This is a genomic window from SAR324 cluster bacterium (assembly GCA_029245725.1).
Classification (GTDB): domain Bacteria; phylum SAR324; class SAR324; order SAR324; family NAC60-12; genus JCVI-SCAAA005.
Genome location: JAQWOT010000234.1, coordinates 1 through 15395, shown reverse-complemented (window position 1 = coordinate 15395; position 15395 = coordinate 1). Strand labels below are relative to the sequence as shown.

Genomic DNA, 15395 nt, shown 5'->3' with positions numbered 1-15395 from the left:
ACATCTGCTCCAAGGTCTTCAACCAAATTGCCATTTCATTTCAAGGAATTTGCTTCAAATACTTGAATCTAATCCACTTTGTGAAGCAGCTCTGAATATTGAGAGTCCTCAAAATTGATTATCCATATCTCTTCTTTTAGAAAGATTTATTTTACCAGCATTTTATAAGTAAACTTCAAATTTTTGGAAATATCGTTTTCTATTTCTCGAGAAAATTCATCCTTAACGTGAGTTTTGGATAAGAGGGAGCCTCCTGATACTCTGAGGATTGATATTCCCAGACATCATCCCCAACCAAGGAGGCTCCCATGGATTTGACGACCGTCTACTGCGATCTTGACGATTTCTACTGCAATTTCAGTTTGGAAACGCCACACGATCTGCTTCTTGGGCCTCGTCATCTTCGCCAACGTTGCACAAGCCTAAGCCCGAGTGAGCTCATGACCATTCTCGTCATGTTCCATCAATCTCAAGGCTACCGCAACTTCAAGGGCTACTATACGGAGCAGGTCTTGGGGCGCTGGTATCGCGAGTTCCCCGATGCCCCCAGCTACACTCGTGTGGTTCAGCTTCTTCCTCGGGTCCTTTGGCCCTTGGTTCACTACCTGGGAAGTCGCCGTGGTGAAGTGAGTGGGATCAGCTTTGTCGACTCCACTCCACTCAAGGTGTGTCACAATGCCCGCATTCAATCCCACAAGGTCTTCCAGGGCTTGCCCCAAAGAGGAAAAAGCTCAACGGGTTGGTTCTTTGGCTTTAAGCTTCACCTGATCATCAATGATCGCAGTGAACTGCTGGGGGTTCGCCTCACACCGGGAAATGTGGATGACCGTTCGCTCGTGCCCGAGATGGCCAAGGGACTCTTTGGCAAGCTCTTTGGGGATCGAGGCTATATTTCCCAAGCGCTACGCCACACCCGCCAGCAGCAAGGCGTAGAACTCATCACCAAGCTACGCAAGAACATGAAACCCAAGCTGTTGAATCTGATCGACAAAATCCTTCTCAGGAAGAGGGCCTTGATTGAAACCGTCAATGACCAACTCAAAAACGTCTGCCAGATTGAGCACTCCAGACACCGAAGCTTCATCAACGCATTCGTCCACCTGATCGCTGGGTTGGTCGCCTTCACTTGGCAGGAAAAACGCCCGGCACTCTCATGGACTGCAGAGGAGCAGGAAATTCTCAACGCCCATAAGCAACTCGTGTGCGCCTAGGGCTTATACAAAACTCACGTTATCTAGGGTGCTCCAACTCGACTAAAAATGCGATGGCTTCAATTGTGCCTGATGAAGTCCTCAATTGAACCCACTTAGGATGATACGCACCAGTAACCATTTCTCTGGCCCAGATCCTTGCCAATTGGGGTTCGTGGTCCACTAAAGGTATTCTGAACGCCCTGCCAACACAGAATGCGCCAGGCTCCAATCCAAGAACCAAACCTGGCAGTTCATCTGTACCCCGATGCTCAGTACTCCATAAACAAAAGTTTCTCTGATAACCATAGATTGTGGCACGAATCGACAAATCAAATGAAATTTCTGGATGCCACATCAAAGACCCGTATGCAAAAAGCCAAATGTCATTGTCAGGGGATCTTTGGGATAAAAGTTCTTTTAAGGAATCAGCCATTTGATCAATCAATTTACAAACAAATAAATTATTCTTTCCTCACCACCCTGTAGGTCGCTGGCCCTTGTGATTCGAGAGGCCTCATACGACCCTGATTTTGAAATACTTCCAGAAGTTCATCCAAGTGGTGCATGATTTCTAGATCACCATAAATCTCATAAGGTCCTTCCTGCGCAATCGCTATACGCCCTGATTCTTTCACATTACCACACACGATCCCTGAAAAAGCTTTTCGCAGGTTAGCCGCAAGGAGATGGCGGGGTTGGTCTTGGTGAATCTCCAATTTTTTCATGTTTTCATGCGTTGGCTCAAAAGCATGTTGAAATTCTTCCTGAATGTGGAGCCCCCAATTAAAATATTGTGGAATTTGAGATGACTCTCGAAATTTTTGTACTGCCTGCAACCCCAGTTTCATTTCTTGAGCAACCATAATCGGGTTGTTAATGATGAGTTTATATTTTCGGCAGGCATCTGGGCCAAGTGTAGTAGCAATAAATCGGTCGACTTGTTCAAAATAAGGCCGGCAACTCTCTGGACCTGTAAAAATTAGTGGGAGAGGAAGATCTTCATTGTCTGGATGAAGTAAAATACCCAGTAAATAAAGTATTTCTTCAGCAGTACCAGCACCTCCTGGAAAAACTATGATGCCATGGCCAAGTCTTACGAAGGCTTCCAAGCGCTTTTCAATATCTGGCATAATTAATAAATCATTAACAATCGGATTTGGAGATTCAGCTGCAATAATCTGATGTTCACTGATTCCGATATACCTCCCTCCGCGCCTACGTTGTTTAGCATGACCTATCGTGGCCCCTTTCATAGGGCCTTTCATGGCTCCTGCCCCACAGCCAGTGCAAATATCAAGATTCCGCAACCCTAGTTGATGGCCTACCTCCTTGGTATATTGGTATTCATTTCTGTTAATACGGTGCCCTCCCCAACAAACGACTAGATTAGATTCGGCGTTAGAATCAAAAATTTCAGCGTTTCGTAACATTCGAAACACCAGATTGGTAATCTGTTCAGAAGTCTCAGATGGGCCAAACAAATACGGGTAAACAGTGTCTCGCAAGACAGCGAATAGCATTTCTTGGAGCCCGGATATGATATTTCCATCGACAAAAGCAGTCTCAGGAGCATTTTGAAGAACTAGAAGATTGCCGCGAGCTGCTTGCTTGATTTCAATCTGAAAATCTTTATAGCGCTTTTGCAACTCGAGGGTGTCTGCAGTGGGTCCACCACAGTTCAGAACAGCAAGCGCACAGTTCCGGAATCGGTGATGTAGGCCGGTTTCACTTTGATCGGTTAAAAGGTTGATTTCCTGTTTAGAAAGAAACTCGGGGCCTCGTCCGAGTGTTATAGTTGCGTCCATTTTGCTATTGATCATTTATGAGTGGGGGGATTATTCAGAAACTTTGAGAAGTGATTTTTGATGAAGTTTTTGAAGGATCGATATCGCAGAGGAGTTACATTCTTGGGTACTCATAGATTTTGATAGTTGTGGTGATAATTTCACTTTTATCAACTCATCGAATTGGCCAAGAGATTCTTTCAGTGCCAACAGGTTTTTCGAGGGCTTTTGCCTAAGCAATCCGATTGTTGTCAATGAAACCAAGATGGCTGGGAATTTTTGCTGTAATTCTAACCATAGTTCATCCTTTACCTGCTCCCAATCAGCCGGTGCTTCCTGACTACCGTAACAGAAGAGAATGGCCCAATTTTTTTCTGGTCGATGGATAAACCCAGGAGAGAAAATTTGTGAAAAATTGCTTTCAAGGGAACTCCAGTTCTCCTTTAATTGTTTTAAATTTTCTTCATCCCTCCTGAATGACTGGGGATCACTGATTTGACAACGAATCTCTACCAAATCCCATTTCGGAAGAAGCCGCTGAAATAATTTGATGTATGTTTCCTGTTCTAGTCGAAAAGCTTGTTGAAGTGAGGCGTCATAAACGATTAGGTTTAAACACCTACCAACCCATTTTGACTGAATGCTTTCTTCCAAAAATTCGAGTTCGTCTTCCTCAAAGTTCCGGCGTAATTGCTTTCTAACTGCAGCAACCAAATCCAACTTTTTTCGAAAGCTGTTGTTAGGTAGTTTTTGATAAGCCTTTTGAAGATCATTATTCGTGAAATCCTTAAATTCTAGCTCTTGCAGGGAATAATCATAAATTGATGAGATGTTTCTAGGATAGGTGTGATTAGCAAGGAAGGGATCAAGACCAGTATTCCACTTATGTCGCAGTTTAGCTAAACCGATCAGATTTTGTTGTCCACCAGCTGCCAGGATCTGCTGCCATTGATCTTGAATAGATTGACAGGCCACATTTTTTTGTTTTTGGTATCGAATTTGCCGTAAGTAGTTTATCGCTAGTTTATGGGAGTCTAGATCCGCCATCTTTCTCTTACATCACAAAAAGGCTCTGGGGACCTTCAAAAAATTATGAATCCTTCATTACCAATTGGAAAACTTTGGAACCCTTGCACAAATAATCCCATGAAGCAGTCAGAATTGGCCCCTGGAATTTTGGTGGCTCTACCTAATTTAGAAGATTCTTATTTTTCCAAGACAGCAATTTTACTTTGCAACTACAATGAGGAAGGTGCTTTTGGCCTAGTGATGAACCATCCTTCAGATCTAAAAGTCACAGAAATTCTGAAAGAGGAGTTCCAAAACCATAACGATCTGGAAGTGCCCTTGTTAATTGGTGGTCCAGTGCAACCAGAATCATTCTGGGCAGTGCACACGTCAGATTACCTTTGTGAATCAAGCACAGAAATTTCATCCAGAATAGCTCTGAGTGCTGGAGAAGATATCCTCATGGCGATTCTTGGTGGTAGTGGACCACAAACTTACCATCTTGGTGTTGGCTATTCAGGCTGGGGAGCTTTTCAGCTTGATCGAGAAATTCAAGAAGAATCTTGGTGGCTTGCTCCGTTGGATGAAGCCCTAATTATGGATATGGAATACGACCATCGTTGGGAATGCATCCTTGATAACCTAGGTATTTCAACATGTACAGCTTTGTTCACCAAAAGTGGTCATGTTTGATATTCTGATCAATCAGATGTCCGTCAGCATTGATAGCAAAGTGGTACTGAAAAGAAAAATCCTCTGCAGGCTCTCCCAAGTACAGAATTGTACCTTTAGAGTCCTCCCACCAATCAAAAACTAGTTTTTTCAAGGATTGATCAAGATCCTCCAGAACCGATTCCAAGATCAAGAGCTCTACGTCCAAGCACCACAAAAATAGCCAAATTACTCTTTGCCGGCTGCTGGCCTCAACTGAATCTAATGATCTTCGCAGGGTGCTGTTAGAAACCTCCAGCATATCTGCAAGTTGTTGCCATGTCCGAGGTTTGCCTGCTACCCAAGGGCGCATCTCAAATCGAGGTGAGGCCAGATTTTCTAAAACTGTTTTTTGCGGATCTAAAGCTGTTTCTAGAAGTCGGTTACTATAGCATTGATCTCGAACAGGGGCATCTATATCCCCCTTATGGGGCCTTAGATTGGTTTGCAATAATCGCCAAATGGTTTCAGACTGCTCAGGACGGACACATTGTAAGCTTGTCCGTTGCCCTCTTCGGAGAGAAAAGCTGACCTCAGTTAGATCTGATTCTTCATCTTTTGCTCTATAAGAGACTTCCTTAAATTCAAGAGTCACAGATTTCATCTAATTTTGCTCATGATCACGATCAAATGGTTTTTACCTGATTTAAAGGCAACGGCAACTGCTGGAGCAAAACTTTCAAAAATATTGGAACCTGGATGTATAATAATGATGGAAGGAGATTTAGGTTCAGGCAAAACAACTCTCTGCAAAAATATATGCGCAAGCCTGGGGGTGCCAATAAATTTGGTAACTTCTCCCACCTATACCATGGTGAATATGTACTCTTACAATTCGGGAGTCATCCATCATTTGGACTTGTATCGTCTAGAGGATCAAAATGAACTGGAAGACTTTGATTTTGAAGATTTAATCGCTGTGGATGGTATCACTTTGGTAGAGTGGCCAAAACTGCTGAGGCCCTTAATTGAAAATCAGGGATTGCTCAATATCAAAATCAATTATGTTTCAGATGGTAGTAGAGAACTCATCATGAGTAGCCATGATTCTTTATACGAAAGGTTGATGAGTTGAAATCCCTCGTGTTGGATACCCTCTTTGAAAATCTTAGCCTGGGTTTAGTAGAAGAGCACGAGCCTAGAGCATTGCTTTACACTCATTGCAGGCGCCGCAACGCTCAAATCGTACTCACACAATTGCAGGAGTTGCTGAAAAATTTGAATTGGGATCCAGATGATGTTGATGAGTTGATCGTGAATCGTGGACCGGGTTCTTATACAGGTGTTAGAATCGCTCTTAGTGTCATCCGCACAATTGCCCAAGTACTTAAGCTGCCGATTCGTTGCGTAACCAGTTTGGACGTTCTGGCTTTTCAAGTTTCACCTCAATTGGAACCTTTCCCCGTAATGCTGAATTGTACCAGGCAAGAAGTTTTCTGGGCTTGGTTTCAATTTAATGAAAACGGCTTTCCAGAAATGACTTCTGACATTGAACTCTCCGAATTTAAAGATCTTCCTGATGCTGTTTTAGAAAATCCGGTTCACTTGTTACAATTGGGGCAAAGAAAGGATTCGGAATTGGCTAAGCTAAAAAAAGTTATTCTTGAGTATCCAGTTCCAGATGCCTGGATGATTTATAAAGCTGCCCATCTTGGGCAAGTCAAGGAATTACCAATTGAACAAGTTCAGCCACTTTATCTAAAGAAGGATGTGCAAACGAAGAGTTCAATTAGGTAGTGATAGTTTACCCAGTATCACGGATGATTGGTTTCCCGTGATACTAGGAAAAGTAGTTGACTCTCCCATTAGAAACTGATTCCCCAGCACTGAAAAACCAATTGCCTCTCTTGCCTCTGCAGGTTGGCCCAGTTCAGAAAAATCTCGAAAATGAATCTCAGGCAATCTTCTCTCAATCTGCTTCCTAAGTGCCTTATTGAATGAGCCACCTCCGCTCAAAAAAGATTCTATGGGCAAGCTTGGTAAATGATCTCTATAAGCTCGATTGATGGATTCTGCCGTAAAAGCAGTGAGTGTGGCCATCAAATCTGGAAGAGAAAGCCCCGCTGACTTTGCCTCATTCAACCAGGTTCTCATCAATTCAGAACCAAATTCTTCTCGGCCAGTTGATTTTGGCGGTTTAAAATCTAAGTAGGGGTGCTTCAACCATTGATTCAGTAATATATTGTTCGCTTTCCCCTTTGCGGCCGTCTGACCGTCTTTATCATATAGCTCACCTGTGCCTGAGTGCTGCATTCCGATGTTCAAGAGAAGATTTGCAGGACCTGTATCAAATGCTAAGACTTCTTCAGAGTTATCTGAACCTGGTAAGAATGTCAGATTACTGATTCCTCCAAGATTGTGAAGGATCCTTTCAACCCCTATTTTATTGAAAAGAAGGAAATCAAGATATGGCAAAAGAGGGGCCCCTGTACCACCACCAGCCAAATCTTTCATGCGGAAATCTGAAACTACAGGCAGACCTATGCTTTGAGCCAATTGGTCGGCATCACCTAATTGCCACGTGGCGGAAAATTGGTTGGGAAAACTTTTTGGCAGATACGCCCTTAGTGAAGACTCAGGAGGCAAGTGTAGAACAGTTTGACCATGGCTAGCCAGAGCGTCAATGGATTGCAGGTCAATATGCCATTCATGGAGTTGCTGGAGAACTATTTCAGCCCAGTGAGACCCTAGACCGACATGAAGTTGCCCAAGTTCAATGGCACTGACCTCCATCGGATTGGTACAATGTTGGAGGCAATGTTGCCACTCTGCGGAGTAGGGAGGCGAAGCAAAGGCTTCTAAGGAGATTTTTGTTGATGAACCCGATCCTGCTATTGCTACAAGGGCAATGTCCAATCCATCCAGAGAAGTGCCTGACATCAGTCCTAGCCATAATCTAGAAGATTTTTGGCGGACTTTCTCAAGGTGCTGCCAAGGATTCATTCAGAGAATTACCAAAAAATTAGAAACGATTCTTATACTCTCTAAGCACTCGAAAAACAGATACTGGATTTAAATCAGCATCTGGTTCTAATTTTCGAACTCTTTTTTGAATTTCTAACTCCTGAGTTCTCATAAACGGGTTCGTGGCAAATTCTTGAGAAATTGTTGAAGGGGTTGTGAATTTCCCTTCAGATCGTATCTTGCGTACCTCCTTTAAAAGCAAATGAGTTTTGTGGTTGTTTGGCTCCACGTCTAAGCAAAACTCCAAGTTTTTTTCGGTATATTCATGCCCAAAATAGAGTCGAGTTTCTGGTGGAAGTGAACCGATCTTTTGATGTAGTGAGGAATACATATCTTGGGGTGATCCTTCAAAGACCCTACCACATCCCGCAGCGAAAAGGGTGTCTCCCGTGAAGGCAGCATCTCCCCAAACATAAGTTATTGCACCTGTAGTATGTCCAGGATTGTGAATTACAACTCCATTCAAGGCTCCGAATCCGATTACTTGACCATCCTGTACCCCATCCGTTAGTCCTGGAATACGTCCCTCATCAGATTGATGACCAAAAATACGAACACTTGGAAATTGTTGTTTCAACTCCTCATTTCCCCCGACATGATCCCAGTGATGATGAGTATTAAAAATGTAATCCAAACCCCATCCTTTATCTCTCAATACCTTTAGTACAGGTTGGGCTACCGAAGGATCTACGACGCCAGTTTGTCCTGTGGATGGACAGCGGAGTAGATAAGCGTAGTTGTCTTTCAAGCACGGAATTGGAGTTACTTCAGGAGCTGCATTCATTTCGAATTCCTGGCAAACACATTAAATTTGTCATGTAAATAAAAGGCATTGATTCCACTAGGAATGTTCTCCTTTCATCTATGAAAGCCCAGAGGAAAGTGGGAACCCCCCGGTTCATCATTCATCTCGGCATCAAGATGCACGATCTCAGTGGATTTTTTCTCTTGAGTACTTTCTACAGAGGTAACTCTAAATCCGTAGCGTTCATTGAGGACTACAATTTCTCCACGAGCAGTGACTCTTTGTCGAGCTGGGTTTTTGTCCACAACTACCATGTCAATGGGTTCTCCTAATAGCTTATCGAACCCGATTGTAGACCCTTTGCGTAAACTGAGGATTTCTCGAATCGTCATATTTTTTCGGGCAACTTCGGCACTGACAATTACGGGGACGTCTTTGAGGAAGTCATAGGTGTGGTGAGAATCCTCTTTTCGAGGATTTGCTAGATCAGCATAATCAAGGTAACGCATCTTTCACTCCAATGTGAGGGTTTGCGTCGTCTTAGGAAGCCTCTCTAAATCTTTTGAGACCGGCTTCCAAATCTGAACGCAAATCATCAAGGGCTTCCAGCCCGATGTGAAGCCGCAAAAGCGGCCCTTCAAAGCGCCAAGGTGACGCTGTTCTCATTGTTTTTGGGTTGGTAGGGAGGATTAAGCTCTCAAAACCGCCCCATGAATATCCCATCCCAAAAAGCTCCATACCATTAAGCATCTGTTCGATTCCCTTGGGGTCACAAGGGTATAATTCTACCCCAAATAAACCAGTTGCACCTAAAAAATCTCTTTGCCAAATAGAGTACCCTGGGTCACTTGGGAGCGCAGGGTATAGCACCCGCTTGATCTCAGGCTCTTTCTGCAGCCATCCCGCAATCTCCATTGCGCTTTGTTGATGCCTGTTTAACCGCACCGACATGGTTCTCAATCCACGTTGGGCCAGATAAAGATCATCAGGGCCACTGCATTGCCCGAGTTGCCAAGCTGCGTCCTTCAGGATTGGCCAAAATTCACGGGTTGTGGTTACCGTTCCAAGACTTACATCTGAGTGTCCAACAATATACTTGGTTCCAGCTTGGATGGAAACGTCTATGCCATGTTGAAAGGCCTTGAAAAAAAGAGGGGTTCCCCAAGTGTTGTCCATCATCACTATGAGATCGTTTGCGTGAGCAATCGTACCCAGGGTTGGGACATCTTGGACTTCAAAAGTTTGGGAACCAGGTGATTCCAGGAAAAGTAGTTTTGTGTTCGGTCGAATCAACTCTCTGATTTCGCTTCTAATGCAAGGATCATAGAATGTTGTTTCGACTCCAAAACGCCCCAAATATTTGTTACAGAAATCTCTGGTGGGTCCATATACACTGTCCACCATTAGCAAATGATCACCTGCTTTCAGAAAGGCCAGAAGTGCATTGCCAACGGCTGCGATACCAGAGGGAAAGGTCAGACATGCAAAGCCCCCCTCCAACTCAGCGATAGCATCCTCCAAAGCCCATGATGTGGGATTGCCTTTTCGTCCATAGGAAGTGTGCCGCGCAACCTCTGTGGTCCGTCCACGTTCTTCAAGTTCTTCTAACGTCTCAGAGAGAATGGTAGAGACATGATAAACCGGTGGATTTACTGCTCCATGGAAATATTTTGGATGCCTACCTGAGTGAACGACTCGTGTATCGTCATGCATATTTTTTTGAATATTCTAAAAGGAAGATGATTTTCAAAAAGTTAATCTATCACAGTCGGCTCATTGGAGCCACACGACTTTTTGGGATTCAACCTTTTTTCTTTTCAGAGATAAATTTTTCTAATATTTCTCGTCCTTCTTTGAATTGTGATTCGTAGATTTCACGTAACTCATCTACTTTGGGTAAACTCCCAAGTCGCTGGTGATGAAGGTATAAGCACATTGTCTTACCTAAAGCATATGTAGCGGCTGCTGTGTACAGGGAACTGACAATGGTTCCATACACTGGGATGAATTTTATGAGTTCCCTCCCTCCAATATGTAGCATCATGCCAAGTCCAATGGCACTCAAGAAATCAACAAAACTTCGCCAGCTCACTTCTTGTCGATAAATTGAAGCTAAAGCTTGGAACATTCTTGCCTGGACCGAAGCTACCATTGGTAAGCTTACCAGTGGAATTGGAAGTAGTTCAACACCTCCAGCCAACAAAGAATGAGCAATGATTTGCGGATGTGCAGATTGGCTATGTACATCTTGGAAAGTCCGATGTAGGGAGGGTGTACCTTGAATCAGTGCGTGCAAGCTAGTTGGTAGCAGCATTTCAATCTTTTGCCAAAGTGCGTCCAACCCATAATTAGAATCAATGTACCCGTCGTTTGGCTGAGTCAAATCTACAGCTACGAATTCACTTGTCCACTCAGACAATTCTTGTTGCTGAAATTTCAGGGCTCTCATTAGGTTTTGAGGAACAGAACCAATGGCTTCCTGATTTTCATAGGGATATGGAATGATGTGCTCTGTTCTCGGATCAGGATAGCCTTCGTGCAGATTTGTTTGGACTACCAACACCGGCCAATTAGGTCTCTGTTGACAAATGATCTTCAGAGCATTTTTTAAGGGTTCCAATGCATGGTCCATCACCTTTACTACCACAATTAAAAGGTGTGATCCTCGGAGGAACAATTGTAGATCTTCCTTAGGATCATACCCTATTTCACCCAAGCCACGGGTGTCAAGGAAATGGACAATGGGGGTTTGTTCACTTGGAAATGAAAACAGTGAAGAGGTCCTTGTACATGGTTGAAAACCGTTTCCTATCTCTGCCCGAGGGTGACCTGTCAAAGCTTGAATGATAGATGTTTTACCAGATTGGGTCTTGCCCAAGAGCCAGATGACGGGAACTGGTAGTCTCTCTCGAATGTCTTTTAGACTTTTTCGATAACTCTCATCATCTACTGTTGGAAAAAGAATTTTATTCCTGATCCAGTTACGGGCTTGCCGTAGCGAAGAGGTGGAATTGTCCTTAGAGGCCAAGGAAGGTAGGAAAGTTTGAAAAAAGTGCGTTCATATACGCTGTTGCTTGAGAAAGCATCCAAGGAAACAGCAGGGCGAAGATCAATAGAATGGCTGCCATCTTTGGAATGATAGCCAGTGTTTGCTCCTGAATTTGCGTAACAGCCTGGAAGATGGAAATGATCAAACCTACTACCAGAGCGCCCAGCAACAAAGGTGCGGAAAGCAAGGCCGTCATTCGCATTGCTTCGTTCATCAGGGAAACAACAACTGCTTCTGTCATCAGAAATACCTAAATGGGAACAAAGCTTTTGACCATAGAACCAACTAGCAGATGCCATCCATCGACCAAAACAAACAACATCAATTTGAACGGCAATGATATCATGATTGGTGGCAACATCATCATACCCATGGCCATCAAGACCGAGGCAACCACCATGTCAATCACCAAAAAGGGTATGTAAATCACAAATCCAATCTGAAATGCAGTCTTCAATTCACTCAATACAAATGCAGGAATGACGACCCAAACTGGAACATCATCAATTGTTCGAGGTCTGGGAAGATTTGAGATTTTCATGAAGAGAGCGAGATCTTTCTCACGAGTGTACTGCTGCATGAAGCGTTTTACCGGAATCGATGTCCTTTCAAGAAAGATTTCCTGAGTAATTCGATTGTCCAAGTAAGGTTGGAGTGCATTCTCATTAATATCCTGATAGACGGGCATCATAACAAAAATTGTTAGGAAGAGAGCTAGCCCAACAACAATTTGGTTTGATGGAGTCTGAGGAGTTCCTAGCGCTTGTCTTAGAAAAGAGAAGACTATGACAAACCGAGTGAAAGAAGTTGTCATGATCAACAATGCTGGAGCTAATGTCAGCAGAGTAAGCAGAAATACGATCTGCAGTGTCGTGGCTACCTGCGAGGGAGTATCTGCTTGATCAACACTTATGCTGATTCCGGGGATAGGCGACTGCGCTTGTAAGGTTCCAATTTCGAATAAAAGAAAAGGAATCAGAATGCAGGCCCACCAGAAGTTTCGCTTCAATGGTGTCAAAATGAGGAATTATCGAATTGGTTTCAGAGTCTTCAGCCTAGAGGTTAATTTCCCTGCAAACCCCTCCATGGTTGAACCCTCTAGGTCGACTGTTCTCACCGGAAAACCGGCGTCAATGGGTGCATAAACATTCGAACGAACGACTCGTGGATTGGTCCACTCGACTACCTTTACCTTTGCTTCACTTTCAGGAATATCTTTGGTTTTGGTTACTTCCGTCTTCGTTCCCCAATCTTGGGCGAATTTTTCTCCAGTCTCTTGAATGACCTGTTCTACTTCATTTGCATTTGCACGCTGGCGAGCTTTCTCTAAAGTCTTCAAAAAGTCCAATCGCGCATGATCAATGTTTACCTGACCTCCATCGAGATCAAGAGCATTTAGATAAGTTTGGTCGCGCTCATTGTCTAGTTTCGCAAGGAAGTTAATACTTTGGGGTGTGACTCCACAAGCGAACAGTTGTTTCCTAATCTCAAGTACGATTACTTTTTGCTTTGGGCCCAAGTGGAAAACAGAAACTTGCCGGGTGTTGACTTGATTTTCCAACATCGGAAATTTTCCTGATAGAAATTTTCCATAGGCCCAAGCCAGCCCATAAATGAGAGCCAAAATCAAGAACAGCGCTATCAATAAGCCAATCAAGGTTGAAGACCAATCCTGATCCGGAATCGCAGAACCTAATTCCATTTCGGCTGCGACCTGTACAGGAATTTTATCCAACTCCACCATTTCTTCGGCAGGAGGGTCCGGAGTTGCTCTGCTGAAGGTCGATGGGAATGGGTCAGCCTGACGAACTCTTTCAACGACTTCATCTGTCAGGGTTATCGATGGTGCACGCGCATTTGTCTGAATATCTACTAAATTTAGAAACTGCAAATCCAGAAACATCCGGTGTCCTTCACGCCAGACCTCAGGATTTCCCAAAGCCATCCGCGTACTATTGAATAAAATATCTACTTGGACAAATTCTGCCATCGCTGGTTGTGAGACTAATACATTTCGAATCAGCGATTCGTTAGGTGGGTTCAACTCTGTAACTAACCCACCAGCCATCTTGGTTCCCACCAAGCGAACTGAAAGGGCTCCTGGTTCAAAATTCACAATTGGCTCGTCTGGATAGGCCCCATCAAATTGAAGACTGATTTGTTCTGCTTGATAAAGGGAAGCCAGTTTGATTTCTTGCAGGGTGTAGGGGGCTGCTTGAAGTTTGGGAAGGATAGCCAGAACGGAAAGAAGTGTTCCGAATAAGATAGACCAGGTTCGGAAACGATTCGTAATTCTTTTATCAGAGTGCGGCAAAACGATCATCCGGGCTAATAATGTCAGTAATTCGGACAGCAAACTTGTCATTTATTACGACAATTTCCCCACGAGCAACAAGTTTTTCATTCACTCGGATATCAAGTGGTTCCCCAATAGCACTTTGCAGTTCTACAATTGAGCCTTGATCTAACTCCAGGAGATCCTCGATTCGAATTTGGGAACGACCAACTTCAACCTGAATGTTCAGTTGCACATCCAGAAGGAAGTCAATGTCTAATTCCGAAGCTATATGTCCGGGACCTGCTGGAGCAGGACTGTCAGAGTCGGAAGGTGCCTCTATGTTTTGCACCTCCGCCAAAATTGCGTCACGATTGGCTTCTAACTCACCTTCGACGTCTGCCCAATCTAAATCATCTAGGTTTTCAAAATCACTCGCCATGAATCCTTTTTAAGATGCTCCCTTGGTGCATCTTTAATCTACATAATTTAAAAAATTATTGTTTGTAGAATTCTGTGAACAAAATTCTTTTCACGGGGTCTAAATCTTCCCAAGGGGGTTCATTCGGAAAGAGAGAGTTGAGTCTAATCATAAGATCATTTTTTAATATCTGTCGATACCTTAAGTCTTCTAATTGCTCAACGGAGATACTTTGCAAGTGACGAATGATCATGTCTTTCACCAGCGGTGTGCGAGCAGTCATCCACTCCATTGGACCGGAATCTGTGAACGCAAGGGACATCGTCGTTTTAAGATAGTATTTGCCATCAGGCATGTTAACGACAAATGTACCAAGACTCATATAAGCCGGATCTTGAAGGGGGGGAGGTCCCTCTCTCAAAACCTTCTGGGGTGCTTCCGTCTCATCTTCACTTTGGCAGCCGCTTGGAAATAAGGCGATGGTTGCCAACAAGATGAAAGGCAGCAAGGAAAGGCGAAGAAATCTCATTAGCGCTCAGAGTCTTCATGGATCACTGAATGACAAACTCCTCAAAGAGCACCTTGCGGATCGGCTCAGGATCCTCCCAATCAGGTTTAGATGGGAATAGGCCACTAATCACATTGATTAACCTCAACTTCAGCGACTCTCTGGCCTCAGATTGTGCTACGTCTTCTGCAGATAGTGTCTGCATTTCTGAAAGTACAGCATCCTTAACTTCTACCATCCTTCCTTGGAGATAAGCCATTGCAGCAGGATCACTCATCATTAACTGGATTGTTGCTTTCAAGTAGCGTCTTCCATCCTTCAGATTCACAACGTAACTTTCCAAGGGTAGAAAGAGTGGAACTGCTAGGGGTTCGACTGACTCTGTTACTGGTAACTCTTCTTCAGGGATTTCTCCCTCTTCCTCTTCCCCACCAGATAGCAGGAAAAAGGCTGCAGCACCAATCACAATCAGCAGAACGACTGCTACAATGATCAGAACTAATTTTTTCTTGCCGCCGCCTTCTTCAGCCATGTCCTAGCTCCTGCAGAGTGATTAGTGCGCAATTGCAGAGAAATCTGCGAAAAAATTGGATTTTTTCCGCAAATGCAAGGTGCATGCAGTCTGCCAGTAAACGGAGTATACATCGCGGCGGCTCATGAACTTCCTTAGAAAAAATATTAAGGGATTTATTTTGCAGCTACAATCCAGAATTTAGGTGCCCCTTGATAATACAAAG

The 15395-nt window shown here is 43.8% G+C and carries 19 protein-coding genes; 4 read left to right on the top strand and 15 right to left on the bottom strand.

Going from position 1 to position 15395, the window contains the following annotated elements:
* Positions 1-308 precede the first annotated feature (308 nt).
* On the top strand, positions 309-1211 hold the full coding sequence (locus tag P8O70_13190; GenBank protein ID MDG2197814.1) for an IS982 family transposase: 903 nt from the start codon (positions 309-311) through the stop codon (positions 1209-1211).
* A gap of 19 nt (positions 1212-1230) precedes the next feature.
* On the opposite strand, the gene P8O70_13185 is transcribed toward P8O70_13190, so the two are convergent.
* From P8O70_13185 to P8O70_13175, 3 genes are read right to left on the bottom strand one after another with little or no spacing between them, the layout of a single operon-like run.
* Complete coding sequence (locus P8O70_13185; GenBank protein MDG2197813.1) at positions 1231-1626, bottom strand: gamma-glutamylcyclotransferase; 396 nt, start codon at positions 1624-1626, stop codon at positions 1231-1233.
* A gap of 28 nt (positions 1627-1654) precedes the next feature.
* Positions 1655-2998, bottom strand: a complete 1344-nt coding sequence (gene ppnN, locus P8O70_13180) for a nucleotide 5'-monophosphate nucleosidase PpnN (GenBank protein MDG2197812.1) — start codon at positions 2996-2998, stop codon at positions 1655-1657.
* Between the two features lie 30 nt (positions 2999-3028).
* Positions 3029-4024, bottom strand: a complete 996-nt coding sequence (locus tag P8O70_13175) for a hypothetical protein (protein MDG2197811.1) — start codon at positions 4022-4024, stop codon at positions 3029-3031.
* A 99-nt stretch (positions 4025-4123) separates the two neighbouring features.
* Between P8O70_13175 and P8O70_13170 the strand changes: the two genes are divergently transcribed.
* Positions 4124-4678 (top strand): YqgE/AlgH family protein, encoded by a 555-nt coding sequence (locus P8O70_13170; GenBank protein MDG2197810.1) that lies wholly within the window; start codon positions 4124-4126, stop codon positions 4676-4678.
* Here the strand turns inward: P8O70_13170 and P8O70_13165 are convergent.
* Positions 4656-5300: a hypothetical protein gene (locus tag P8O70_13165; protein ID MDG2197809.1), complete on the bottom strand. Its 645-nt coding sequence runs from the start codon at positions 5298-5300 to the stop codon at positions 4656-4658. The two genes, P8O70_13170 and P8O70_13165, sit on opposite strands and share 23 nt — an antisense overlap.
* 12 nt (positions 5301-5312) lie before the next feature.
* On the opposite strand from P8O70_13165, the gene tsaE reads away from it, so the two are divergent.
* Together tsaE and tsaB are read left to right on the top strand one after the other, a co-directional pair.
* The gene (gene tsaE, locus P8O70_13160; GenBank protein MDG2197808.1) at positions 5313-5771 is read left to right on the top strand and encodes a tRNA (adenosine(37)-N6)-threonylcarbamoyltransferase complex ATPase subunit type 1 TsaE; all 459 of its coding nucleotides are present in this window, start codon (positions 5313-5315) and stop codon (positions 5769-5771) included.
* Complete coding sequence (gene tsaB / locus P8O70_13155) at positions 5768-6433, top strand: tRNA (adenosine(37)-N6)-threonylcarbamoyltransferase complex dimerization subunit type 1 TsaB (protein MDG2197807.1); 666 nt, start codon at positions 5768-5770, stop codon at positions 6431-6433. Before tsaE ends, tsaB begins: the two co-directional genes overlap by 4 nt.
* Here the strand turns inward: tsaB and P8O70_13150 are convergent.
* From P8O70_13150 to P8O70_13100, 11 genes are all read right to left on the bottom strand, one after another.
* The gene (locus P8O70_13150) at positions 6422-7639 is read right to left on the bottom strand and encodes an anhydro-N-acetylmuramic acid kinase (GenBank protein ID MDG2197806.1); all 1218 of its coding nucleotides are present in this window, start codon (positions 7637-7639) and stop codon (positions 6422-6424) included. The two genes, tsaB and P8O70_13150, sit on opposite strands and share 12 nt — an antisense overlap.
* A 19-nt stretch (positions 7640-7658) precedes the next feature.
* Complete coding sequence (gene gloB, locus P8O70_13145; protein ID MDG2197805.1) at positions 7659-8444, bottom strand: hydroxyacylglutathione hydrolase; 786 nt, start codon at positions 8442-8444, stop codon at positions 7659-7661.
* Positions 8445-8518: 74 nt separating this feature from the next.
* Positions 8519-8914, bottom strand: coding sequence for a FliM/FliN family flagellar motor switch protein (locus P8O70_13140; protein MDG2197804.1), 396 nt, complete (start codon positions 8912-8914; stop codon positions 8519-8521).
* Between the two features lie 31 nt (positions 8915-8945).
* Positions 8946-10118: a cystathionine beta-lyase gene (gene metC / locus P8O70_13135; protein MDG2197803.1), complete on the bottom strand. Its 1173-nt coding sequence runs from the start codon at positions 10116-10118 to the stop codon at positions 8946-8948.
* Positions 10119-10206: 88 nt separating this feature from the next.
* Positions 10207-11433, bottom strand: a complete 1227-nt coding sequence (locus P8O70_13130) for a 50S ribosome-binding GTPase (GenBank protein ID MDG2197802.1) — start codon at positions 11431-11433, stop codon at positions 10207-10209.
* Positions 11423-11695 (bottom strand): flagellar biosynthesis protein FliQ, encoded by a 273-nt coding sequence (gene fliQ, locus P8O70_13125; GenBank protein ID MDG2197801.1) that lies wholly within the window; start codon positions 11693-11695, stop codon positions 11423-11425. The genes P8O70_13130 and fliQ overlap by 11 nt, the downstream gene beginning before the upstream one ends.
* A gap of 9 nt (positions 11696-11704) precedes the next feature.
* Positions 11705-12436, bottom strand: coding sequence for a flagellar type III secretion system pore protein FliP (gene fliP / locus P8O70_13120; protein ID MDG2197800.1), 732 nt, complete (start codon positions 12434-12436; stop codon positions 11705-11707).
* 45 nt (positions 12437-12481) lie between these two features.
* Positions 12482-13819 (bottom strand): flagellar biosynthetic protein FliO, encoded by a 1338-nt coding sequence (locus tag P8O70_13115; protein ID MDG2197799.1) that lies wholly within the window; start codon positions 13817-13819, stop codon positions 12482-12484.
* Entirely contained in the window at positions 13755-14171 is a 417-nt protein-coding gene (fliN, locus tag P8O70_13110; GenBank protein ID MDG2197798.1) for a flagellar motor switch protein FliN, read from the bottom strand. The genes P8O70_13115 and fliN overlap by 65 nt, the downstream gene beginning before the upstream one ends.
* A gap of 55 nt (positions 14172-14226) precedes the next feature.
* Positions 14227-14679, bottom strand: a complete 453-nt coding sequence (locus P8O70_13105; GenBank protein MDG2197797.1) for a flagellar basal body-associated FliL family protein — start codon at positions 14677-14679, stop codon at positions 14227-14229.
* A 22-nt stretch (positions 14680-14701) separates the two neighbouring features.
* The gene (locus tag P8O70_13100; GenBank protein MDG2197796.1) at positions 14702-15190 is read right to left on the bottom strand and encodes a flagellar basal body-associated FliL family protein; all 489 of its coding nucleotides are present in this window, start codon (positions 15188-15190) and stop codon (positions 14702-14704) included.
* Positions 15191-15395 lie beyond the last annotated feature (205 nt).